Raw genomic sequence first — 21,344 nt, 5'->3', positions numbered from 1 at the left:
GTTGCGATTAGGGTCGTGGCCTTCCCCGAGAGACGCCGCTGATGTCGACCCTGCCCAGACGCTTCCACCCTGCCCTGCTGGTGGTCGCGGTGACCTTTCTGGCCCTGCTGTTCTCGGCGGGGCTGAGGTCCGCGCCCGGCGTGCTGATGGTGCCGCTGGAGCTGGCCTTCGGCTGGGACCGGGCGACGATCTCGCTGGCGGCGGCGATCGGCATCCTGCTGTACGGGGCGGTCGGGCCGTTCGCTGCCGCCCTGATGATCAGTTTCGGCATCAAGCGGACCATGCTGGCGGGTCTGGCCCTGATGGCCGTCGCCACCTTCGCCAGCCAGTGGATGAGCCAGCCCTGGCACTACATCCTGACCTGGGGCGTGCTGTCGGGGATCGGCTCCGGCGCCGTGGCCTCGGTGCTGGGGGCGGCGGTGGTCAATCGCTGGTTCGCCACCCGGCAGGGACTGGTCATGGGCCTGCTGAGCGCGTCAACGGCGACCGGGGCTCTGGTGTTCGTGCCGGTGCTGGCCTGGCTGTCGGAGACGGGGGCGTGGAAGCCGGTCGTGCTGGCCGTGAGCGCGAGCTGCGCAGTGCTGATCCCGCTGGTGGCCTTCCTTGTGCCCGAGCGGCCCGAGGACCGGGCGACGCGGCGCTTTGGAGAGGCCGCCGACACCCCACCCGCCCCGCCGATGAAACAGGCGGCGACGCCGTGGCTGGCGATCGAGGCGCTGGTCCGCGCGGGCAGGACGCCGGTCTTCTGGCTGCTGGCCGGGACCTTCTTCGTCTGCGGCCTGACGACCAACGGACTGGTCGGGACCCATATGATCGCCTTCTGCGGCGATCACGGCATTGCGCCGGTGGCGGCGGCGGGCCTGCTGTCGATGATGGGCTTCTTCGACCTGATCGGGACGACGGCCTCGGGCTGGCTGACCGACCGGTATGACCCGCGCCGGCTGCTGGCCGTCTATTACGGCCTCAGGGGGCTGTCGTTGCTGGCCCTGCCCTTCATCGACTTCGGCCCGGCCAGTCTGACGGTGTTCGCAGTCTTCTATGGCCTCGACTGGATCGCGACCGTGCCGCCGACGGTGAAACTGGCCAACCAGTCGTTCGGCGAGCGCGACGCCCCGATCGTGTTCGGCTGGGTGCTGGTGGCGCACCAGATGGGGGCGGCGGTCGCGGCCTTCGGCGCCGGTGTCATCCGCGAGACCATGGGCAGCTACAACCCCGCCTTCCTGCTGGCGGGGCTGTTCGCGGTGGCCGCGTCGCTGGTCTTCATTGGCGGGTTCAGGCCGAAGCGCGTTCCCGCCGACTACGTCCCCGGCTGAACATAGGGGACTCGGGCATAGAAGGCCCGTTCGGCCCCGCGCGGGTCGTCTTCCATATGGCTGTTGACGTCGAAGACCATGGTCTGACGCCGGGCCATGTCATAGCGGTCCCACTGCGGCAGGCCCGGGTGGTTGGGGTCGCCGGTCTTCGCAAAGGCGGCGAAGGCGGCCGAGACCTGATCCACTACGCCGTTGACGTCGGGGCCGGCGCTGTTCGGGCGGACGGTGTCGAAGACCAGGGCGATGTCGGAGCCGTGGCCCGCGCCTCGACGGCCCGAGGCATTCGCGAAGCCGTAGGTCTGTTGATAGACCCAGGCCGGGTGGCCGGCCTTCGCCCGCTCCTCGGCCTCGATCACCGCGCCGCGCCAGGAGCGGCCGGCGGTGGTGGCGGCGATCAGGACCTGATCGGGCGACATCTGCGGATAGAGACGGCGGTATTCGGCGATGACCGCCTCGGGCGCGATGTCGATGCGCATGGCCGAGGGGCCCATCCGGCCCGGCAGGGTGTCCCAGGTCAGGCCCGAATTGGCCGGGTCGCCGCCCATGAAGGCGAAGGTCTCGTCGTGGCAGTTGCCGATGATCATAGGGATCTTCAGCCCCTGCGGCGCGGCATCGGGATAGAAGGGATGGCGGTGAAGGACGCTGTCATCCATCACCGGCCCGAAATAGAGGCCGCCGTAGCCGAGGACGGGATCCTCGGCCGCCAGGCCTTCCAGCAGTTTCTCGACCGGCAGGGTCGCGGCCTCGGCGGCGCGCTCGGGCGTCAGGCCCATGGCCCTGAGCCAGGCCGTCGTGCGGACGGTGGCGTTGATCGGGCCGGAGGCGGTGACCTGCTGGCCGCTCATGGTCGCGGCGCGATGGAACAGGCCCTCCGCGGCCGGGGTGGCCATCAGGGTGGCGATCTTGGCGCCGCCGCCGGACTGGCCGAAGACCATGACGCGATCGGGATCGCCGCCGAAGGCCGCGATATTGTCGCGCACCCACTGCAGGGCGAGGATCAGGTCGAGCTGGCCGGCATTGCCCGAGACCTCGAAACCGGGGGCCAGACGCTTGAGGTAGGCATAGCCGAAGACGTTGAGGCGGTGATTCAGGCTGACCACCACCACGTCGGAGCGGCGGGCGAGCCTGGTCCCGTCGGTCGAGGGGCTGGAACCCGAGCCGTTCGAATAGGCGCCGCCGTGGATATAGACCATGACCGCCCGCTTCCCGGCGTCGGCGCCGGGGGTCCAGACGTTCAGGAAGAGGCAGTCCTCGCTCTCGTTCGCCTCATTGCCGCGCTGGGGGCTGGAGGCGCCGTAGGCCAGGGCCTCGACAGGCTCGGTCCAGGGCGTGGGCGACTTGGGGGCCTGGAAGCGTGCGGTCGAGGTGTCGGCGCCGTAGCGGACGCCCTTGAAGACCAGGACGCCGTCGTCGCGGCCGCCGATCACCGGACCGTAGGTGGTGCGCACCACAGGAGAGGATGCGGCTGCGGCGCCCCCCGGAAGGACCGCCGCCGCGCCGAGCGCAAGTCCGCCCAACGCCAGTTCGCGTCGTGAAATCATAGTCCGTCTCCACCCAGGTTGGCGGCGTTGGACCGGTCGTCGCGCGCCGCCCTGCGCGACGACCTTTGGGTATCAGAAGCCCGTCAGACCTTGGCGGGCGCGTACTTCGGCATGATCAGGTGGATGACCAGAAGGGCGATCAGATAGACCGAGCCCGCCACGATGAAGATCGGGGTGTAGGTGCCGATCGTCTCGAGGATCTGGCCGACGTACTTCGAGAAGACCATCCCGCCGATGCCGCCGATCATGCCGCCGATGCCGACGACGGAGCCCACGGCCTTACGCGGGAAGACGTCGCCCGGCAGGGCGTAGAGGTTGGCCGAGAAGCCCTGGTGGGCCGCGGTGGCGATACCGATGATCAGGACGGCGATCCACAGGTTGGAGGCCATGGCGGCGAACATGACGGGCACGGCCAGCAGGGCGCAGATCAGCATGGTGATCTTGCGCGCCGCGTTCAGGCTGACGCCCATATGCATCATCCGCGACGACAGCCAGCCGAAGCCGACCGAGCCGACGTCCGACAGCAGATAGATGGCCACGATCGGCGGACCGAAGGTCTTGAGGTCCAGGCCGTAGCGCTTGCCGAGGAAGTCCGGCAGCCAGAACAGGAACATCCACCAGATCGGGTCGATCAGGAATTTGCCGGCGGCATAGGCCCAGGTTTCCTTGACGGTCAGCAGCTTGCCCCAGCCGATCTTGGCTTCGGTGTCGGCCGGATCCTGCTCGATATAGGCCAGTTCGGCGGCGGACAGGCGCTTCTGGTCGCGCGGCTTGCGGTAGACCAGCAGCCAGATGGGCAGCCAGATCAGGCCCAGGACGCCGGTGATGACAAAGGACATCTGCCAGCCGAAGGCCAGGACCAGGACCGGGACGATCAGAGGGGTGACGATGGCGCCGATGTTGGTGCCGGCGTTGAACAGGCCGGTGGCGAAGGCGCGTTCCTTCTTGGGGAACCATTCGGCGACGGCCTTGATGCCGCCGGGGAAGCCGCCGGCCTCGCCGACGCCCAGCAGCATGCGGGCGAAGATGAAGTGCGACAGGTCCTTGGCCGCGCCATGGAACATGTGGCCGATCTGCCAGATGAGGAAGGCGATGCCCAGGCCGAAGCGGGCGCCGATCTTGTCCATCAGCCGGCCCCAGATCGCGTAGAACAGGGCGTAGGTGGCCTGGAAGTAGAAGACGATGTCAGCGTAGTCCGTCTCGGACCAGCCCATCTCCTTGGACAGGGTCGGCTTCAGGAAGCCGATCATCTGACGGTCGACGTAGTTGATCACCATGGCCGCGAACAGCAGCCACATGATGATCCAGCGGTATTTGCCCGGCGCCGGCGCCTTGATCGTAATCGGCGGCGGCGTTGTCGTGGCGTCGGTCATGATGAAAACCCCGTTCCCGTACTGTCTTCCTCGCGCGTCCCGACCTGTCCCCGCGTCATGCGGGCCGGCGGGTTGGCGCCTCGATGTTAGTCTTAAGCTTCGGCCTTGACGACCGTGCCCTTGATGATGCCCACGCCCTTGAAGTCGCAGGTGAAGTCGCTGCCGGCATAAATCCGGTGCACGCCGGTGACGGCGCCGGACGAAACCAGCATCCCCTCCGTCAGGGGGCGGCCGCGCTTGGCGCAGTGGCCCAGCAGGAAGCGCACCGATTCGAGGGCGCCGCCCTCAAGCGACGGCGAGCCGCCGGTCCCAACCGACACTCCGTCGATAGTGCTCTCGACCTGGACTGCGGGCAGTTGCGCCTGCCAGTCGGTCAGGGCGGGGCCGACGAAGATGCCGGCGTTGTTGCCGAAGTCCGAGGCCACGATGGGCGGGCCCAGGTCATTGATGGCGGACAGCGGGCTGCCGGCGATTTCCAGGCCGATGAAGACGGCGTCGACGGCGGCCGCAGCCTCCTCGATGGTCCATTCGGTCTTGGCCGGATCGACGTTCGGGCCGATGCGGATCAGGAATTCAGCCTCGATGGCGGTGAAGCCGCCCTCGATGGCCTTGACCACGACGTCGCCGTCGATCGGCCAGTTGTTGCGGGCGAAGATCGGGCCGGCCAGACGGTGGGAGCCCAGCTCGGCCTGACGGGCGGGCGCGATGCCGCCGACCTTCCAGCCGATGATCTGGTCCGGATACAGTCCGATGGCGATCTCCTGGACCGCATAGCCTTCGTCCAGGCTGGTCGGCAGCACGCCGGGATAATCAGGCGTCGCCCGCGCGGCGAGGCGCGCGGAAACAAAAGCCTCGGCGGTGGCCGCCGGGTTGGAGACGCCGTTAGCGGCGGCTGCGCTGGAAGCCGTCATTGGGCTCCATCCTTGGAAAACGTCGTCTCGAACACGAAAGACCCTCGATAAGGCGCGGAATATGGGCGGGGTAGGAAACCGGTGTCAATGCGGTTCTTGCGACACCCGTGGCGCTTTCGTCCGGACACGGCTATGCCTTGGACAAACACAATAATGAGGAAGCTTGGGTGACAGACGATCCGCGCGGCGCGAAGTCCGGCAAGCGCGCCACCATCAACGATGTCGCCCGGGTCGCCCGGGTGTCCAAGAAGACGGTGTCGCGCGTCATCAACCAGTCGCCCTTCGTCAAGGGCGACACCCGCGAGCGCGTCGAGAAGGCGATCGCGGAGCTGGGCTTCACGCCTGATCCGCAGGCGCGGGGCCTGGCCTTCCGCCGGTCCTTCCTGGTCGGGCTGATCTACGACAACCCCTCGCCCACCTATGTCGTGAACATGCAGCAGGGCGTGCTGGACGCCCTGAAGGGCTCCGGGCTGGAGCTGGTCGTCCACCCCTGCAACCGTAATTCCGAGACCCTGATCGACGACATCCGGGGCTTCATCGAGCGCCAGCGGCTGTTCGGCGTGATCATGCCGCCGTCGATGTCGGAGGATGAACGGGTCATCGACCTGCTGCGCGAACTGGACTGCCCCTATGTTCGCATCGCCTCGGTGTCGCTGGACGCGCCGGAATCGATGGTGGTGACCAACGACCATCTGGGCGCCGCCGAGGCCGCCCGGCGTCTGGCCGACCTGGGGCATACCCGAATCGGTCTGGTGCGCGGCCCTGCCCTCTTCCGCTCCTCGACGGTGCGCGGCGGCGGCTTCCGCGACGCCCTGGCCGAGCGCGGCATCCCGATGAATCCCGACTATGAGATCGAGGGCGCCTATACCTTCGAATCGGGGGTCGAGGCCGGGCACGCCCTGCTGTCGATGCCGACGCCGCCGACAGCCATCTTCACCCTGAACGACGACATGGCCATCGGGGTCATGCAGGCGGCGCGCGAGCGCGGGCTGGAGCTGCCGCGCGACCTGTCGGTGGTGGGCTTCGATGACCTGCCGATGGCCTCGCGCGTCTGGCCGAACCTGACCTCGGTGCGCCTGCCGATCCGCGACATGGGCCGGATGGCGGCCGAGAAGCTGCTGGCCCCGATGCGGGGTCAGGACCCGGCGAAACTGGACCAGCCCGAGGTCCGGCCCTCGCTGGTGGTGCGCAAGTCGGACATTCCCGCGACGCCGAACTAGGGCCGGTCGCGATTCGACCGGTATTGCGCGGTCCGCAAAACCTGTTCGATGTCTGCTATCGGCGCATGAGCGATTGTCGGCTCACGACCCATTGCGGACATTCCTCATTCTATCTCCGGACGCGTGACCAATCTCCAAGGCGCTGCCTCTGGAAGGACGAAACTTGCAGTTCCCACACGACTTGGGGCTGGTTCGGATACCGCCCAAGGACGATCAGGCGTTCGCCGACGATTTGAAAATGCAAGAGACAAGGATCGGCGACGGGCAATTCAAGGATAGAGGGCGGATTCCCCTTGATTGTCGCGATAACGCGAAGCCTTCCGGGTGGTGGTGGTGTCCGCTCATTGCGAAGCTGGAAGCGCGGAGACCGCTCTACGACAACCTGCGCTATGTAATCGGCTTGGCCAAATGCTTCTCGTGCCGCAGCGTCGACCCGGGATTGCGAAGGAACGGGCGCGACATAGCCCGGTGGGGGAGGTGAGCATGCAAATGTGAGGGTCGGGAGAGCGAGCCCGGCGAAAAGTCCTGCGACCAGTAAGTTCAATCTGATCATCTGATGCTCCTTCTCTGGCGCACCTTTCGCGGAGAATATTAAGGTCCGCTTTCCACCCTTAGCTGACCATGGTGGCGTCCGGTCATGGTCAGGATTGCCAAGGTCCACTATCCGGCTTGCACGCAGCGTCCGCTACCGACCCGTCACTGACTTTCGGAATGTCTGCTCCCGCGTCGGTTGAGTGCAACTCCGGCCAGAGCACCCGAGCCCATCATCATCGCAAAAGCAAACTGGGCATAGGTGATGGCGGCTAACCATCTCCAATCCTCGTCCCAGAAGCTCACCGGCCACAAGCCGTCGCTCTGCAAGGCGTAGAGTAGCATCACGCCAGCGATCCAAAGAACGGGAAGCCCGACAAGAATGGCAATCACGATCGCAAGGCGGCTCTCAAACCACAGTCGGCAGGCATAGGCTGCTATGCCGCATAGCGCGAAGACCACCCAAGCCAGGATGGTCTCGGGGGCGGCGTAGACGACCGGCGCCCAAAACCAGTCCGCTGCCCTGCCGTTGAGATTCGACCACGCAAAGGCGATGTAAGCGATGCCAGAGCTAACGAATACTCCGACAGCTGTGAGACCGATCAAGCGCAAGTTGCCCATATCTCACGCTAGATCGCCCAAGTTCCGCTTTCCACCCGTCTCTGACATTCTAGAGGTCCGCTTTCAGGCATGAGACCGGAAAAGGTCCGTGGCGTGGCGTTCTACTCGAGGCACAAAAAAACGCCGGAGGCCCGCGAGGTCTCCGGCGTCTTTCGTTCAGGCCTGGGCCTGTGAACTTCAGGCCGGTTCGAGGACCGGGGCGGTGGCGAGGACCGACTGGATGTAGTCGCGGATGCCGGCGTCCGTGGCGTTGGCGAAGAAGTATTCCTGGAACTTCTCGCCCGCGATGGCGGCCTTGAGCAGGTCCTGGTCGACGGTCTTCAGCACGGTCAGCATGTCGTGGCAGGTGACGGCCTTCAGCGACTTCAGGATGCCGCGGTTCTTGGCCATGATCTCGGCGCGCTCCTTGGGATAGCCCAGGCCGCGTTCGCCTTCGAACAGCTTCTTGTAGACGTCCTGCAGGTTCAGCTCGGCGGCCCAGCCGAAGCCCTTGGCGTAGGGCATGGAGATGGCGTTGCCGTCGTTGATCTGGCCGAACAGGAAGGCGTCGGTCGGGTCGATGACCAGGCCGCAGAAGACGCCCGGCATCGAGTTGGCGGCCAGCATGGAGCCCATGCCGGTGCCGCAGCCCGTGACCACGAAGTCGGCGGCGCCCGAGTTGAGCAGGATGCCCGCCAGCAGGCCGTTCATGACGTAGGTCAGCGAGGCTTTGTCCTCGGGCGCGTACATGCCGTAGTGGTGGACCTCATGGCCCAGCGGCACGGCGACCGACGTCAGGGCGTCATGGATGGTGCTGCTCTTGGCGGCCTGGCTGTTTTCAACGATCAGGGCGATTTTCATCGGTTTCCTCTTGGTCGGGTGCGGGGCGCCCTGTTCGACTTGAACTCAGGTCAACCTGCGCTGGGGGGTCTGGAGTCGGGGAGACGGCTTACACCGCCGCTCCTGTATTTGCATTTGAATATGACACCGGTTACCAACCGTCGCAACGACAGGTGGGAGGATCACCGGATGTACCGCAAAACTTACCATGCCACGCACCCGACGTCGATGGCGGGCGCCACGACCGACGAGCTGCGCGACCGCTACCTGATCCAGGACCTGTTCGCGCCGGGCGAGGTGCGGCTGAACTACACCCATATGGACCGGATGGTGATCGGCGGGGCCGAACCGGCGGGCGGGACCGTCAGCCTGCCCGTCCAGACCGAGCCGGCCTCAGCAGCGGGCAAGCCCTATCTGGAGCGCCGCGAGCTAGGCGCGATCAACGTCGGCCAGACCGAGGGGACAGTCACTGTCGACGGTAAGACCTTCACCCTGAAGCCCAAGGACGGCCTCTATATTCCGATGGGCTCGGCCGAGATCAGCTTCGCAGGCGAGACCCGCTTCTATCTGGTCTCCACCCCGGCCCACGCGGCCTATGAGGTGCAGCAGATCTCCATCGACCAGGCCATTTCGATGGAGCGCGGGTCACTGGAAACCTCCAACGACCGGACCATCTACCAGTACATCATCCCGGGCGTGTGCAAATCCTGCCAGCTGGTCATGGGGCTGACGATGCTGAAGCCGGGCAGCGTGTGGAACACCATGCCGCCGCACATGCACGAGCGCCGCTCGGAGGCCTATTTCTACTTCGATCTGGGCGAGGAAAATCGCCTCTATCACTTCATGGGCCGGCCCGAGGCCCAGCGGCATATCGTCATGGCCGACAGTGAGGCCGTGATCAGCCCGCCCTGGTCGATCCATATGGGCGCGGGAACTTCCAACTACACCTTCATCTGGGCCATGGGCGGCGAGAACGTCGACTATACCGACATGAACGTGCTCGATATCTGTCAACTCAAGTAGGCCTGTCATGACCAATCCGTTCAGCCTTGAAGGCAAGGTCGCCCTCGTCACCGGCGGCAATGTGGGCATCGGTCAGGGGATCGCCCTGGCCCTGGCCGACGCCGGCGCCGACATCGCCTCGGTCGCCCGCCGCGCCTCGGACGACACCGTCGGCAAGGTGCTGGCCAAGGGACGCCGCGCGATCTCGATCCAGGCCGACCTGATGTCGATGGAGCCGATCGGCCGCATCATCGAGGAAGCCGAGAAGGGCCTGGGCCCTATCGACATCCTGATCAACAACGCCGGCATCATCCGCCGCAACGACGCCGTCGACTTCACCGAGCAGGACTGGGACGACGTGATGAACGTCAACCTGAAGACCGTCTTCTTCCTGTCTCAGGCCGTGGTGAAGACCATGATCGCGGGCAATCGCGGCGGGAAGATCGTCAACACCGCCTCCATGCTGTCCTATCAGGGCGGGATCCGGGTGCCGTCCTATACGGCGTCCAAGTCCGGCGTGGCGGGCCTGACCAAGCTGATGGCCAATGAGTGGGCCAAGCACGGCATCAACGCCAACGCGATCGCCCCCGGCTATTTCGCCACCGACAACACCCAGGCCCTGCAGGACGACCCGGTGCGCTCCAAAGAGATCCTGGGCCGCATCCCGGCCGGGCGCTGGGGCGATCCGTCGGACATCGGCGGCGCGGCGGTCTTCCTGTCGTCGAGCGCGTCGGACTATGTGCAGGGCATCACCCTGCCGGTCGACGGCGGCTGGCTGGCGCGCTGATACCGCGCTAGCGTCCTGACATGACCGCGAAAAAGATCCTCTGCTTCGGCGAAATGCTGCTGCGTCTGAACCCGCCCGAGGGCGAGCTCCTGATGCAGGGCAACACCCTGACGGTCCGCCCCGGCGGCGCCGAGGCCAATGTGGCCGTGTCCCTGGCCCGCTTCGGCGCGCCGGTGGCCGCCGCCACCGTCCTGCCGGACAATGCGCTGGGCTATGGCGTGCGCGACGAGCTGCGCAAGCACGGCGTCGACACCTCGGGCGTCGAGTTCCGGCCCGGCCGCATGGGCCTGTATTTCATGACGCCGGGGGCGGTGCGCCGTCCGGCCGACGTGCTCTACGACCGCGCCGGCTCGGCCTTCGTCCAGCATGTGGACACGGCCTTCGACTGGCCGGCGCTGCTGGACGGGGTGGAGTGGCTGCATGTCTCGGGCGTGACGCCTGCCGTGGGTCCCACCGGCACCCGCGCGGCCATTCAGGCCGTGGATGCGGCGAAGGCGGCGGGGGTGAAGGTCTCCTTCGACGGTAATTTCCGCGGCAAGCTGTGGGGCGAATGGGCGGGCGATCCGCCGAAGACGCTCGGGCACATGCTGTCGACCGCCTCGATCGCCTTCGCCGACGAACGCGACTTCGCCCTGGTGCTGGGCAAGACCTTCGTTTCCGACGATCCGCATGAGCGGCGCCGGATGGCGGCGCTGGCGGCCTTCGAGGCCTTCCCCAAGCTGGAGCGCATCTGCTGCACCCTGCGGATTCAGGAGAGCGTGGCGGATCAGGCCCTGTCGGCGGTGATGCTGACGCGGGATGGTGAGGTCCACGCCGATCCGATCCACCTGACCGGGGTCATCGACCGGGTCGGAGGCGGCGACGCCTTTGCCTCGGGCGTGCTGTTCGGCGTCTGGAGCGGCTGGTCGGACGAAGAGGCCCTGGCCTTCGGCCTGGCCGCCGCCGGGCTGAAGCATTCGGTGCACGGGGACTTCAACCTGTTCACCGCCGCCGAGGTCCGCGCCGCGATGGACGCCGACGGGTTCGACATCAAACGCTAATCCGGCTTCCGGGCCCACAGGTGATACATCCCGGCGAACAGGCCGGGATGTTCGGCCTCGACCGCATCCCAGAGGGTCAGGTCGAGGGCGTCGGCGTTCGCGCCGTGGCGGTCGCGGAAGCGGGCCATGGCCTCCTCCGGCGCATCGAAGCCGACGAGGGTCAGGCCGGCGTCGGCCAGCAGCGTCGCGAGGCCCGAAGGGTCATAGGCCCGTTCCTGCACATGGAAGACGAGGTCCCGGCAGCCGCTGAGGCTGTAGAAGTCGTCGCTGGTCCGTAAGGGGGCGAGCGGCGAGGCCGCGGGGGCGTCGAGTACGGTCTGGCGGAAGGCGCGGATGTCGTCGGGGGTCGCGGTCAGACCGCATGCACGGATTTCAGACTGGGCGGCGCGGACGGCGGCGCGGGCGCGCTCCGAATAGAGGCCGAGACGGAGGACGCCGCCGGGCCGCAGGGTCCGGACGACCGAGGCCAGCCCCGCCGCCGGATCGTCCATATGGTGCAGGACGCCGGTCGAGACGGCGACGTCGAAAGCGCCGTCCAGCGGCTGAAGGTTCAGGATGTCGCCCTGACGGAAGTCGATGCTGCGGACGCCCAGCTCGGTCGCCATCCGCGCGCCATAGGCGAGGCTGGGGCGGCTGAGGTCGAGCGCCGTGATCCGCAGGTTCGGATCGGTGCGGGCGAGGTCGATGGCCTCATAACCCGTGCCGCAGCCGGCGATCAGCAGGCGGCGGACCGGGCCGGGGTCGGTGACGCCGGGGAGCGCGGCGATAACCGCGGCCAGAGGTCGGTGCTCCGGCGTCGGCGGCTCGGACCAGCGGGGATAGGGGTTGAGTTCGTACTGATGACGCACGGCGAGGGAGACGGCGTCCTCCGCATGGTCGGGGACCGGCGCGGAGGTCAGGGCGGGCAGGCTCTTCGCGAGCCGTCGCTCGACCACGAGGTCGTCGAGGGTGCGCTTGAGGAGCAAACCGCCGAGCCCGCCCCGGACCGCCGAAAGCCGTTCCAGCAGGTCGGGCCCGGCGGCCAAGGCGGTGAGGGGCGCCGAGAGAGCCTGAAGCAGCGGATCACTGGCCTCCGAAGCCGGGGCCAGATATTCGCCGGCGAAGGCTTGCAGGGCGAGGGCGCAGGTCAGGGGCTCCAGCGGGGCCGGGACACTCTCCTCCCCCACTTGAGCGATCAGGGCGGTGCGGAGGGCGGCGATGTTCGCCTCCATGGCCGCCTCGACGTTCAGGCACAGGGACAGGAAGGCCAGCCAGAGCGGGTCGCGGGCGACGGCGTCGAGGTCGGCGGATGCGGCGCCGGCGGCCTCACGCGCCAGAAGCAACTCGGCGGTGACGCGGGCCAAGGCCTGATGCTCGACGGCGGGTTCGGCGAAACAGGCCAGCAGGTCCTGCTCCAGTTTCGGATGATACGTCCGGCCCGAGAAGGCGCCGAGCTGGGCGGCGAAGGCGGCGGCGAGGCGGCCCCGGTCGGCGTCTGCGACGGCGCGCAGGCCGGTGCTCAACACCTGTGTCGCCAGACCCCGGTCGCCCTGACGAATCAGGATGCGGGCGGCGCCGAGCCAGGCGGCGGCTGTCTTCGGATGCTGCTGGGCGCAGGATTTGAAAGTCTGGAAGGCCCCCGCGTCGTCGCCCGAGGCTTCGAGAGCCCTCGCCGTCTTCAGAAGGGCGTCAGAGTCGCTCAACGGGCCGGCCCGGTCAGGCGCGCCGCCATCTCGCGCACATCGGCGGGCCAGCCCTCGGTCGCGGCGTCGAAGCCGGGCCAGTCGTCGGCGAACAGGGCGCGGACGGCGGCCTCATAGGCGGGGCGGTCGCCGGCCATGGCGGTCATGAAGCGATAGGCGGCCTCCTTCGCCTTACGGGCACGGTCGGGCCCCTCGGCCTCGCGCAGCGCGCCTTCGACGAGTTTGCGCAACGCGACGGAGGCGCCGCCGGGCTGGGCCGCCAGCCAGTCCCAGTGGCGCGGCAGCAGGGTGACCTCGCGGGCGGTGACGCCGAGTTTGGGGCGGCCCGGACCGCGTTTCTCCTCAACCGGAACCGGCAGGCGGGCGAGGACGGCGTCGAGATCGCCGCGCAGGTCAAACTCGACGGGCTTGGCGTCGGCGTCGTCGAAGATCAGGACGCCCTCACCGGCCTCGGTCGCGGCTTTCACAGCCGGGACGACCTCGCGCGGCGCGCCCGAGGCGATACGACGGTCTCCGGCGAAGGCGGTGCAGTTGAGGGTCATCCAGAGGATTTACCCGGATATTACCAAAGGAGCAATCAGGCCCGAACCGCTCCGCGCCCGTCCGCGACCCCCAGAGCCACGAGGGCGGAGGCGGCGATCTGCTCGGCGTTGAGGCCGGCTGTGGCGTACATGGCGGCCGGGTTGTCCTGGTCCTGGAAGACGTCGGGCAGATGCAGGGTGCGGACCTTGAGGCCGCCGTCGAGGGCGCCCTTCTCGGCCAGGAGCTGGAGCACGAAGGCGCCGAAGCCGCCCATAGCGCCCTCCTCCACCGTGATCAGGCACTCATGCTCGCGCGCCAGACGCAGGATCAGGTCGGCGTCCAGCGGCTTGGCGAAACGGGCGTCGGCGACGGTGGCCGAGACGCCGCGCGCGGCCAGCAGGTCGGCGGCCTTGAGCGATTCCTGCAGGCGGGTGCCCAGCGACAGGATGGCGACGGCCGTGCCCTCGCGCACGATCCGGCCCTTACCGATCTCGAGCGGGGCGGCCAGTTCGGGGATTTCGACGCCGACGCCGTCACCGCGCGGATAGCGGAAGGCCGAGGGGCGGTCGTCAATCTCGCAGGCGGTGGCGATCATGGCGGCCAGATCGGCCTCGTCGGCGGCAGCCATCAGGACCATGCCCGGAAGCGCGCCCATGAAGCCGATGTCGAACGACCCGGCGTGGGTCGAGCCGTCGGCCCCGACCAGCCCGGCCCGGTCCATGGCGAACCGCACCGGCAGCTTCTGGATCGCCACGTCGTGGACGACCTGGTCATAGCCGCGCTGCAGGAAGGTCGAATAGATGGCGCAGAAGGGCTTCATCCCGTCGGCGGCCAGGCCGGCGGCGAAGGTCACCGCATGCTGCTCGGCGATGCCGACGTCATAGGTCCGCTTGGGGAAGACCTGTCCGAACAGGTCGAGGCCCGTGCCCGAGGGCATGGCGGCGGTGATGGCGACGATCGACGGATCGCGCTCGGCCCGCTTGATCAGCTCGGTTCCGAAGACCTTGGTGTAGCTGGGGGCGTTGGAGACGGACTTGGACTGCTTGCCCGAGACGACGTCGAACTTGACCACCGCATGCAGCTTGTCGGCGCTGGATTCGGCGGGGGCGTAACCCTTGCCCTTCTGGGTCACGACGTGGACCACCACCGGACGGTCGGTGATGGCGGCGGCGTTCTTCAGGATGGGGACCAGATTGTCCATGTCGTGCCCGTCCACCGGGCCGATGTAGTAGAAGCCGAGCTCCTCGAAGAAGGTGCCGCCGACGATCATGCCGCGGGCGTATTCCTCGGCCTTGCGCGCCGCCTCGCGGAACGGGCGAGGCATGTGCTGGACGACGTCGCGGCCGAATTTGCGGAAATTCTGGTAGGCGCCGCCCGAGACCTGTTTGGCCAGGTAGGCGCTCATGCCGCCGACCGGGGGGGCGATCGACATGTCGTTGTCGTTGAGGATGACCGTCAGCTGGCCGGTCGTCTCGGCGGCGTTGTTCATCGCCTCATAGGCCATGCCGGCCGACATCGAGCCGTCGCCGATGACCGCCACGACCTTGTTGGTCTCGCCCTTCTGGTCGCGGGCGGCGCAGAAGCCGAGGGCGGCGCTGATGGAGGTTGAGGCGTGGGCGGCGCCGAACGGGTCGTATTCGCTCTCGCTGCGCTTGGTGAAGCCGGACAGGCCACCCGGCTGGCGAAGGGTGCGGATGCGGTCGCGACGGCCGGTCAGGATCTTGTGCGGATAGCACTGATGGCCGACGTCCCAGATCAGGATGTCCTTCGGCGTATCGAAGACGGCGTGCAGCGCCGTGGTCAGCTCGACCACGCCCAGACCCGCGCCCAGATGGCCGCCGGTGACCGAGACAGCGTCGATCGTTTCGGCCCGAACCTCGTCCGCCAGCTGCTTGAGCTGGGCGATGTCGAACCCGCGAAAGTCGGCGGGGACGTTGACGGTGTCGAGCAGAGGGGTCTCAGGCATTTCAACTATGTAGTCCGAGATCGGAAAAGGCGCGAGTGTCCATGTCGTCGCCGGGGACTTTAGGCAAGCCTCAGGCGCACAAGATGTTCCCCCCGTGGACAATCGGTCCAGAAACGGTTCAGGAGCGCCGGTTCAGGACGTAGTCGACGCTGGCCTGAAGGTTCAGGGCGTCGTGGCCGAAGACGTCCAGATGGCTGCGGGCCTGATCGGCCAGATGGGCGACGCGGTGGCGGGCCTGTTCGACGCCCAGAAGGGTGACGAAATTGGTCTTGCCCATGGCCGCGTCCTTGCCGCCGGCGGCCTTGCCGAGGATGTCCTCGTCGCCGTCGACGTCGAGCAGGTCGTCGACGATCTGATAGGCCAGGCCGATGTCGTGGGCAAAATTGATCAGGGCCTGCTGATGGATTTCGCGGGCATCGGCGATGATCAGCGGGATCTCGAAGGCGTAGGTGAACAGGGCGCCGGTCTTGAGCCGCTGCATCCGGGCGACGCCGCCGAGGTCGTCGCGCACGCCCAGCAGATCGATCATCTGGCCGCCGGCCATGCCGCGGGCGCCGGAGGCATAGGACAGGCGCCGGGCCAGTTCGCAGCGGACATTGGCGTCCTCGTGCGTGTCCTCGTGCAGGATGATGTCGAAGGCGGCGGTCTGCAGCGCGTCGCCGGCGAGGATGGCGGTCGCCTCATCATAGGCGATGTGCAGGGTCGGACGGCCGCGACGCATGTCGTCATTGTCCATGGCCGGCAGGTCGTCATGGACCAGCGAATAGGCGTGGACGCATTCCAGGGCGCAGGCGGCGCGCAGCACCGGCCGCTCCTCGATGTCGAACAGCCGCGCCGCCTCCATGGCGAAATAGGGCCGCAGACGCTTGCCGGGGCCGAGCGCCGCATAGCGCATGGCCTCGGTCAGGCGGGATTCGGGGCCATCGGCGCGGGGCAGCAGCTGATCCAGGGCGACGGTGACGAGGTCGGCGACCTCGGCGACGCGGTCGATCACCGACTGTTCCGGGGAGTTGGCGGCGTGGGGCTTGGGCGATTTCAAAACAGCCGCCCCCCGATCACGGCGTCGCGGTCGACCCCGACGAGGACGACTTCGCCGTCGGCGTCCGGGAAGCCCAGGGTCAGGACCTCGGACATGAAGGGTCCGATCTGGCGCGGCGGGAAGTTGACGACGGCGGCGACCTTGCGGTCTTTCAGCTGGTCGATCGTGTAGAGTTTGGTGATCTGGGCCGAAGAGCGTTTGACGCCGATGTCCGGTCCGAAGTCGATGGTCAGTTTGAAGGCCGGCTTGCGGGCTTCCGGGAAGGCCTCGGCCTTGAGCACCCGGCCGATACGGATATCGACCTTCATGAAGTCGTCGAAGACGATGCGGTCCGCAACAGAGGCCGTCGCGACCCCGGCCATCAGTTGAACTCGGCGGGCTCGACGCCCTTCGCCTGGCCGTCGGCGCCGACGACGATCTTCTCGACGCGGAGCTGGGCGGCCTTGAGCCGGGCCTCGCAATGGGCCTTCAGACGCGCGCCCTCCTCATAGAGGGTGATCGATTCCTCCAGCGGCGCCTGACCCGACTCGAGGCGGGAGACGATGTTTTCCAGGCGCGCGAGGGCATCCTCGAAGGAGAGATCGGAAGTGGGGGAAGCGGCGTCGGTCATTACGGACCGTTATGGCGGGGCGCGGCGGCCTCGCCAAGCCTCAACGCCGCTCGTAGCGACGCTGTGACCAGTATTTGAAGCCCTGGTTGTGGACGAGGGCCCAGCCGCGCGCCTTCAGACAGGCGCCGACCATGTGGTTGAAATAGCCGTGAGCCAGGACCAGCACGTCCTCGCCGGTCCCGGCGCGCTCGATCAGCAGGGCGGCGACGCGGGCGGCGCGACTTTCCGCCTCAGCCCGGGTTTCCTGGCCCTCGTGATGATCAAAGGCGTGCCACCAGAAGCGGGCCACGGCGCCCCAGTATTTGGGCGGCAGCTTGAACCAGGCCGGGAAGTGCGGCGGCGGCAGGGGGGCCTCGATGAACAGGACGTCCGAGGTCACCTCACGTCCGGCCGAGATGGCGGCGGCGGTTTCCTGGGCGCGCTGACGGGTCGAGGCGAAGATCACCCCGGCGCCGGCGGCCGTAGCCAGCAGCTCGGGCGGCGGGGTCTGGCCGGGGCGCAGGCCGCCGACTTCATAGCGAGCCCACCAGTCGCGGTACTGATCCGAGGTCAGCATACATTTGCGCGACAGGGCCGGTTCGCCGTGCCGGGTCAGGACGATGGCGCCGGGTTTGGTCGCCGGAAGGCGCGCCTCACCAGCAGCAGGCAGGGATTCGGGGGTGTCGAGGGTACGGGCCGGGAGGGTCATGATGAAAGGATGCGAGCGGAATTACCCTGCGTTCTGCGTCCCTTAGTCCTCCCCCAGTGCCTGAACATGAGCCACCGCCGAACGGCCGAGCCCTTCTAGGTCGTAACCGCCCTCGAGCGAGGACACAACCTTGCCTCCGCATCGACGACGCGCGACCTCGACCACGGCGCGGGTCGCCCAGGCGAAATCCTCGGCCTCCAGCGACTGGTGGGCGAGCGGATCGCGGCGGTGGGCGTCGAAACCGGCGGAGATCAGGATCAGGTCGGGAGCAAAGGCGTCGAGCGCCGGCATCAGGGTCCCGGCGAAGGCCGCGCGCCAGTGCTCGCGGGCCGCATGGGGCGCGATGGGGGCGTTGACGATATTGCCGACCCCGGTCTCGGACGCGGCTCCGCTGCCCGGATAGAGGGGCGACTGATGGATGGAGGCCAGGAACAGGCTGTCGTCGTCCTCGAAGGCTGCCTGGGTGCCGTTGCCGTGGTGGACGTCGAAATCGACCACGGCGACGCGGGCCATGCCGATCGATTGAGCCACGCGAGCGGCGACGGCGACATTGGAGAACAGACAGAAGCCCATGGCCCTGTCCGGTTCGGCATGGTGGCCCGGCGGACGGACGGCGGCGAAGGCGCGTGTCAGCTCGCCGGCGGCGATGGCCCGCACCGCGTCGACCGGCGCGCCGGCGGCCAGACGGGCGGCGCGCAGACTGCCCGGGGCGAGGACGGTGTCGGCGTCGAGCTGGTTGAAGCCCGTCGCAGGCTCGGCGGCCAGCAGCCGGGCGACGTGGGCGGACGGGTGAACCCGCTCCAGATCGGAGACGGCAGCCTCGGTGGCTTCGCGTCTATCGCGGGCGAGACCCGCGTCCGACAGCGCGTCGAGCACGGCCGTCAGCCGCGCCGGCCGCTCGGGGTGACCCTCGCCGGCGTTGTGGGCGACCATGTGCGAATGGGTGAACAGGGGAACCATGCGATAAATACGTTAGGACCTCCGATCAGGATTGTCGCGGATGACGAGGGCCTTCGGGCGCGGTAATCCCCCGCCATGAACGACATCACGATCCGCCCTGCCCGCGCCGAAGACGCCGAAGCCCTGTCGGCGCTGGGCCGCCAGACCTTCGTGGCGACCTTCGTCGACGGCTTCGGCATCCCCTACCCGCCCGTCGATCTGGAGGACTATCTGGAATCGAGCTTCGGCGTGGCGGCGACCGCGAAGAAGCTGGCCGAGCCAAACGCCGCGTGGTGGGTAGCCGAGCGGGACGGCGAGCTGCTGGCCTTCGCCAACGCCGGGCCGAACGGCCTGCCCCACCCCGACGCGACGCCCGCCAATATGGAGCTGCGCCGCCTCTACGTCGGCACGGGGGCCCAGGGGCTGGGTCTGGGCACGACGCTGTTGAAGCTGTCACTGGCGTGGATGGAGGCCAATACCGACGGCCCGCTGTGGATCGGGGTCTGGAGCGGCAATGTGAAGGCCCAGAGGCTGTACGAGGCCTACGGCTTCGCCAAGGCCGGAGAATACCTCTATCCGGTCGGCGACTGGCGCGACCACGAGTTCATCTTGCGGCGAGACTGATCAGGGTTCAGTTTCGCCCGATGCTGCTGCCCTTCTTCACCGCCCTGCGCGAGGCCAAGGTTCCGGTCTCGACCAAGGAATGGCTCCACTTGATGGAGGCCATGGACAAGGACGTGGCGGGCGGCCGGGTCGAGGACTTCTACCACCTGTCACGGGCGGTTCTGGTCAAGGACGAGAAGCACTACGACCGCTTCGACCAGGTGTTCGGCAAGGTGTTCAAGGGCGTGGAGAGCGTCGGGATCGGCGACGACCTGACCACGGATATCCCCGAGGACTGGCTGAAGCTGCTGACAGACAAATACCTGACCGACGAGGAGAAGGCCGAGATCGAGGCGCTCGGCGGGTTCGACAAGCTGATGGAGACGCTGAAGCAGCGTCTGGAGGAGCAGAAGGAACGGCACGAGGGCGGGTCCAAATGGATCGGCACGGGCGGCACCAGCCCCTTCGGCCACGGCGGCTACAACCCCGAGGGCGTGCGCATCGGCGGGCCCGGCAAACAGGGTCGGGCGGTCAAGGTCTGGGAGAAGCGCGAGTACCGGAACCTGGACGACACGGTCGAGCTGGGCACGCGCAACATCAAGGTCGCCCTGCGCCGCCTGCGCCGGTTCGCGCGGCAGGGGGCGGCGGACGAGCTGGACATCGACGGCACCATCGACGGCACGGCGCGTCAGGGCTGGCTGGACATCCAGATGCGGCCCGAGCGGCGCAATACGATCAAGGTCCTGCTGTTCCTCGACATCGGCGGCTCGATGGACGGCCATATCAAGATGGTCGAGGAACTGTTCTCGGCCGCCAAGACCGAGTTCAAGAACCTGGAGTTCTTCTACTTCCACAACTGCCTCTACGAGGGGGTGTGGAAGGACAACCGCCGCCGCCATTCCGAGCAGACCCCGACCTGGGAGGTGCTCAACAAATATCCGGGCGACTGGCGGGCCATCTTCGTCGGCGACGCGACCATGAGCCCCTATGAGGTGACCATGCCCGGCGGCTCGGTCGAGCACTGGAACGAGGAGGCCGGCGCGGTCTGGCTGAAACGCGCCCGCCAACAGTGGGACAAGTCGGTCTGGCTGAACCCGGTCGCCGAGAAATACTGGGGCTACACCGCCTCGGTGAAGCTGATCGACGAGGTCATGGACCAGCGCATGTTCCCCCTGACGCTGGACGGGCTGGACCGGGCGATGCGGGCCCTGACCCGCTAAGCGGCGCGGTAGCTTTTCGCTTCTGGCGGGTGCAATCTGGGTCTGTCTTTCAGGAGTATCCGTGATGCTGACCGCCGTCGTCGCCGCCCTGATGCTGCAACAGGCCGCCGGGATGATCTCCTGGAACCCGCCGCCCGCCGCGGACGCCGAGATGCCGGCCGAGGCGCAGCCGCCCGCCGAAGCGCCGCCCGCCGTCCCGCCCGCCCCCGAGATTCCCGGCTGGGCGCTGGCGGACCCCTATGCCTGGGAGCGGTCGCAGTGCAGCCCGATGATCCGCAAGGAGGCGTCGATGGAGCTGTGTCAGGCCCGGGTGCGGACCCAGCTGGCCGCGGTGCTCGGGGACCGACTGCCGCCCGGTCTTCAGCCCAGCGGTGTCGAGGGGTGCCGTCAGGTCTCGAATGGCCAAGGCGGCTACGAGCTGACCTGCGCCCCGCCGCAGCGCGTGATGGCGTCCAGCGCGGGCGCCCCGGCCGCCGAGGTCTGCGAGGAGCGCCCCACCGCCACCGGGAGCGGCGGCGTCAATTTCGAACGTCGCTGCACGCCGGCGTCGGGTCCCGCACCCGCCCGCGACGGCCTGACCTTCAAGCTCGGCGGCGACTGAACGCAAAAACGCCGCCCGCGAACGGACGGCGTTTTCGATGAAATGGGCAGAGACTAGTTGCGGCGATCGGCGTCGCGGAGCGAGTCCTTCACGCCGCCGACGGCGTTCTGCACCTTGCCGGAAAGCTGGTCGGCCTTGCCTTCGGCTTTCAGTTTTTCGTCACCGGTGACGTTGCCGGCGGCTTCCTTGATCTTGCCGCCGATGTTCTTGGCGGCGCCGTCGATACGATCTTGATCGGGCATCGGAATCTCCGTTTGCACTGCGTCGCGAGGGAAGCGACGCTTCGGATAATCAACCCTTCGGACCGCCGGGAGTT

At 67.8% G+C, this 21,344-nt stretch carries 22 protein-coding genes; 8 read left to right on the top strand and 14 right to left on the bottom strand.

Going from position 1 to position 21,344, the window contains the following annotated elements; translation table 11 throughout:
- The first annotated feature begins 41 nt into the window (after nt 1-41).
- Nucleotides 42-1,313, top strand: coding sequence for an MFS transporter (locus AC07U0_RS16065; protein ID WP_494720975.1), 1,272 nt, complete (start codon nt 42-44; stop codon nt 1,311-1,313).
- Here the strand turns inward: AC07U0_RS16065 and AC07U0_RS16060 are convergent.
- The 3 genes from AC07U0_RS16060 to AC07U0_RS16050 all read right to left on the bottom strand — a co-directional run bounded on the left by AC07U0_RS16060 (nt 1,298) and on the right by AC07U0_RS16050 (nt 5,138).
- The gene (locus AC07U0_RS16060; protein WP_494720974.1) at nt 1,298-2,854 is read right to left on the bottom strand and encodes a carboxylesterase/lipase family protein; all 1,557 of its coding nucleotides are present in this window, start codon (nt 2,852-2,854) and stop codon (nt 1,298-1,300) included. The two genes, AC07U0_RS16065 and AC07U0_RS16060, sit on opposite strands and share 16 nt — an antisense overlap.
- An 83-nt stretch (nt 2,855-2,937) precedes the next feature.
- On the bottom strand, nt 2,938-4,227 hold the full coding sequence (locus AC07U0_RS16055) for an MFS transporter (RefSeq protein ID WP_494720973.1): 1,290 nt from the start codon (nt 4,225-4,227) through the stop codon (nt 2,938-2,940).
- Between the two features lie 92 nt (nt 4,228-4,319).
- The gene (locus AC07U0_RS16050) at nt 4,320-5,138 is read right to left on the bottom strand and encodes a 2-keto-4-pentenoate hydratase (RefSeq protein WP_494720972.1); all 819 of its coding nucleotides are present in this window, start codon (nt 5,136-5,138) and stop codon (nt 4,320-4,322) included.
- Nucleotides 5,139-5,305: 167 nt separating this feature from the next.
- On the opposite strand from AC07U0_RS16050, the gene AC07U0_RS16045 reads away from it, so the two are divergent.
- Nucleotides 5,306-6,358 (top strand): LacI family DNA-binding transcriptional regulator, encoded by a 1,053-nt coding sequence (locus AC07U0_RS16045; protein ID WP_494720971.1) that lies wholly within the window; start codon nt 5,306-5,308, stop codon nt 6,356-6,358.
- Between the two features lie 696 nt (nt 6,359-7,054).
- Here AC07U0_RS16045 and AC07U0_RS16040 read toward each other — a convergent pair.
- Together AC07U0_RS16040 and AC07U0_RS16035 are read right to left on the bottom strand one after the other, a co-directional pair.
- Entirely contained in the window at nt 7,055-7,510 is a 456-nt protein-coding gene (locus AC07U0_RS16040) for a hypothetical protein (RefSeq protein ID WP_494720970.1), read from the bottom strand.
- A gap of 177 nt (nt 7,511-7,687) precedes the next feature.
- Entirely contained in the window at nt 7,688-8,350 is a 663-nt protein-coding gene (locus AC07U0_RS16035) for an RpiB/LacA/LacB family sugar-phosphate isomerase (RefSeq protein ID WP_494720969.1), read from the bottom strand.
- A gap of 168 nt (nt 8,351-8,518) precedes the next feature.
- Between AC07U0_RS16035 and kduI the strand changes: the two genes are divergently transcribed.
- From kduI to AC07U0_RS16020, 3 genes are read left to right on the top strand one after another with little or no spacing between them, the layout of a single operon-like run.
- Nucleotides 8,519-9,352 carry a 5-dehydro-4-deoxy-D-glucuronate isomerase gene (kduI, locus tag AC07U0_RS16030; protein ID WP_494720968.1) on the top strand — a complete coding sequence of 278 codons (834 nt, stop codon included), beginning with the start codon at nt 8,519-8,521 and terminating at the stop codon, nt 9,350-9,352.
- A gap of 7 nt (nt 9,353-9,359) precedes the next feature.
- Nucleotides 9,360-10,118 (top strand): 2-dehydro-3-deoxy-D-gluconate 5-dehydrogenase KduD, encoded by a 759-nt coding sequence (gene kduD, locus AC07U0_RS16025; RefSeq protein WP_494720967.1) that lies wholly within the window; start codon nt 9,360-9,362, stop codon nt 10,116-10,118.
- Nucleotides 10,119-10,138: 20 nt separating this feature from the next.
- The gene (locus AC07U0_RS16020) at nt 10,139-11,158 is read left to right on the top strand and encodes a PfkB family carbohydrate kinase (RefSeq protein ID WP_494720966.1); all 1,020 of its coding nucleotides are present in this window, start codon (nt 10,139-10,141) and stop codon (nt 11,156-11,158) included.
- On the opposite strand, the gene AC07U0_RS16015 is transcribed toward AC07U0_RS16020, so the two are convergent.
- The 8 genes from AC07U0_RS16015 to AC07U0_RS15980 form a co-directional block, all read right to left on the bottom strand.
- Nucleotides 11,155-12,840 (bottom strand): methyltransferase domain-containing protein, encoded by a 1,686-nt coding sequence (locus AC07U0_RS16015; RefSeq protein ID WP_494720965.1) that lies wholly within the window; start codon nt 12,838-12,840, stop codon nt 11,155-11,157. The two genes, AC07U0_RS16020 and AC07U0_RS16015, sit on opposite strands and share 4 nt — an antisense overlap.
- Nucleotides 12,837-13,382, bottom strand: coding sequence for a DUF2239 family protein (locus AC07U0_RS16010; protein WP_494720964.1), 546 nt, complete (start codon nt 13,380-13,382; stop codon nt 12,837-12,839). Before AC07U0_RS16010 ends, AC07U0_RS16015 begins: the two co-directional genes overlap by 4 nt.
- Before the next feature lie 35 nt (nt 13,383-13,417).
- Entirely contained in the window at nt 13,418-15,328 is a 1,911-nt protein-coding gene (dxs, locus tag AC07U0_RS16005; RefSeq protein ID WP_494720963.1) for a 1-deoxy-D-xylulose-5-phosphate synthase, read from the bottom strand.
- Between the two features lie 118 nt (nt 15,329-15,446).
- Nucleotides 15,447-16,322 carry a polyprenyl synthetase family protein gene (locus AC07U0_RS16000; RefSeq protein WP_494720999.1) on the bottom strand — a complete coding sequence of 292 codons (876 nt, stop codon included), beginning with the start codon at nt 16,320-16,322 and terminating at the stop codon, nt 15,447-15,449.
- A 41-nt stretch (nt 16,323-16,363) separates the two neighbouring features.
- Nucleotides 16,364-16,729: a tRNA-binding protein gene (locus AC07U0_RS15995; protein ID WP_494720962.1), complete on the bottom strand. Its 366-nt coding sequence runs from the start codon at nt 16,727-16,729 to the stop codon at nt 16,364-16,366.
- Nucleotides 16,729-16,977: an exodeoxyribonuclease VII small subunit gene (locus tag AC07U0_RS15990; protein WP_494720961.1), complete on the bottom strand. Its 249-nt coding sequence runs from the start codon at nt 16,975-16,977 to the stop codon at nt 16,729-16,731. The genes AC07U0_RS15995 and AC07U0_RS15990 overlap by 1 nt, the downstream gene beginning before the upstream one ends.
- 40 nt (nt 16,978-17,017) lie before the next feature.
- Nucleotides 17,018-17,665 carry a histidine phosphatase family protein gene (locus AC07U0_RS15985; RefSeq protein WP_494720960.1) on the bottom strand — a complete coding sequence of 216 codons (648 nt, stop codon included), beginning with the start codon at nt 17,663-17,665 and terminating at the stop codon, nt 17,018-17,020.
- Nucleotides 17,666-17,707: 42 nt separating this feature from the next.
- Complete coding sequence (locus AC07U0_RS15980) at nt 17,708-18,625, bottom strand: histone deacetylase family protein (protein WP_494720959.1); 918 nt, start codon at nt 18,623-18,625, stop codon at nt 17,708-17,710.
- A gap of 75 nt (nt 18,626-18,700) precedes the next feature.
- Here AC07U0_RS15980 and AC07U0_RS15975 point away from each other — a divergent pair, with 75 nt between their 5' ends.
- The 3 genes from AC07U0_RS15975 to AC07U0_RS15965 all read left to right on the top strand — a co-directional run bounded on the left by AC07U0_RS15975 (nt 18,701) and on the right by AC07U0_RS15965 (nt 21,028).
- Complete coding sequence (locus AC07U0_RS15975) at nt 18,701-19,228, top strand: GNAT family N-acetyltransferase (protein WP_494720958.1); 528 nt, start codon at nt 18,701-18,703, stop codon at nt 19,226-19,228.
- A gap of 20 nt (nt 19,229-19,248) precedes the next feature.
- Nucleotides 19,249-20,427, top strand: coding sequence for a vWA domain-containing protein (locus AC07U0_RS15970; RefSeq protein WP_494720957.1), 1,179 nt, complete (start codon nt 19,249-19,251; stop codon nt 20,425-20,427).
- Nucleotides 20,428-20,491: 64 nt separating this feature from the next.
- Nucleotides 20,492-21,028 carry a hypothetical protein gene (locus AC07U0_RS15965; protein ID WP_494720956.1) on the top strand — a complete coding sequence of 179 codons (537 nt, stop codon included), beginning with the start codon at nt 20,492-20,494 and terminating at the stop codon, nt 21,026-21,028.
- 53 nt (nt 21,029-21,081) lie between these two features.
- Here AC07U0_RS15965 and AC07U0_RS15960 read toward each other — a convergent pair whose 3' ends face one another.
- Nucleotides 21,082-21,270 carry a CsbD family protein gene (locus tag AC07U0_RS15960; protein WP_494720955.1) on the bottom strand — a complete coding sequence of 63 codons (189 nt, stop codon included), beginning with the start codon at nt 21,268-21,270 and terminating at the stop codon, nt 21,082-21,084.
- Between the last annotated feature and the right edge of the window lie 74 nt (nt 21,271-21,344).

This window comes from Brevundimonas sp. GW821-FHT02A10 (assembly GCF_059422025.1).
The sequence above is the reverse complement of the archived record's forward strand: the minus strand, read 5'-3'. Positions and strand labels throughout refer to the sequence as shown.

Bases quoted from the DNA above. Each gene is read 5' to 3' on its own strand.
- AC07U0_RS15985 (WP_494720960.1), bottom strand. From the start codon at position 17,665: ATGACCCTCCCGGCCCGTACCCTCGACACCCCCGAATCCCTGCCTGCT.
- AC07U0_RS15975 (WP_494720958.1), top strand. From the start codon at position 18,701: ATGAACGACATCACGATCCGCCCTGCCCGCGCCGAAGACGCCGAAGCC.
- AC07U0_RS16065 (WP_494720975.1), top strand. From the start codon at position 42: ATGTCGACCCTGCCCAGACGCTTCCACCCTGCCCTGCTGGTGGTCGCG.
- AC07U0_RS16050 (WP_494720972.1), bottom strand. From the start codon at position 5,138: ATGACGGCTTCCAGCGCAGCCGCCGCTAACGGCGTCTCCAACCCGGCG.
- AC07U0_RS16020 (WP_494720966.1), top strand. From the start codon at position 10,139: ATGACCGCGAAAAAGATCCTCTGCTTCGGCGAAATGCTGCTGCGTCTG.
- AC07U0_RS15995 (WP_494720962.1), bottom strand. From the start codon at position 16,729: ATGGCCGGGGTCGCGACGGCCTCTGTTGCGGACCGCATCGTCTTCGAC.
- AC07U0_RS16060 (WP_494720974.1), bottom strand. From the start codon at position 2,854: ATGATTTCACGACGCGAACTGGCGTTGGGCGGACTTGCGCTCGGCGCG.
- AC07U0_RS16010 (WP_494720964.1), bottom strand. From the start codon at position 13,382: ATGACCCTCAACTGCACCGCCTTCGCCGGAGACCGTCGTATCGCCTCG.
- kduI (WP_494720968.1), top strand. From the start codon at position 8,519: ATGTACCGCAAAACTTACCATGCCACGCACCCGACGTCGATGGCGGGC.
- AC07U0_RS16035 (WP_494720969.1), bottom strand. From the start codon at position 8,350: ATGAAAATCGCCCTGATCGTTGAAAACAGCCAGGCCGCCAAGAGCAGC.
- AC07U0_RS15960 (WP_494720955.1), bottom strand. From the start codon at position 21,270: ATGCCCGATCAAGATCGTATCGACGGCGCCGCCAAGAACATCGGCGGC.
- AC07U0_RS15990 (WP_494720961.1), bottom strand. From the start codon at position 16,977: ATGACCGACGCCGCTTCCCCCACTTCCGATCTCTCCTTCGAGGATGCC.
- AC07U0_RS15970 (WP_494720957.1), top strand. From the start codon at position 19,249: ATGCTGCTGCCCTTCTTCACCGCCCTGCGCGAGGCCAAGGTTCCGGTC.
- AC07U0_RS16055 (WP_494720973.1), bottom strand. From the start codon at position 4,227: ATGACCGACGCCACGACAACGCCGCCGCCGATTACGATCAAGGCGCCG.
- dxs (WP_494720963.1), bottom strand. From the start codon at position 15,328: ATGCCTGAGACCCCTCTGCTCGACACCGTCAACGTCCCCGCCGACTTT.
- AC07U0_RS16040 (WP_494720970.1), bottom strand. From the start codon at position 7,510: ATGGGCAACTTGCGCTTGATCGGTCTCACAGCTGTCGGAGTATTCGTT.
- AC07U0_RS15980 (WP_494720959.1), bottom strand. From the start codon at position 18,625: ATGGTTCCCCTGTTCACCCATTCGCACATGGTCGCCCACAACGCCGGC.
- kduD (WP_494720967.1), top strand. From the start codon at position 9,360: ATGACCAATCCGTTCAGCCTTGAAGGCAAGGTCGCCCTCGTCACCGGC.
- AC07U0_RS15965 (WP_494720956.1), top strand. From the start codon at position 20,492: ATGCTGACCGCCGTCGTCGCCGCCCTGATGCTGCAACAGGCCGCCGGG.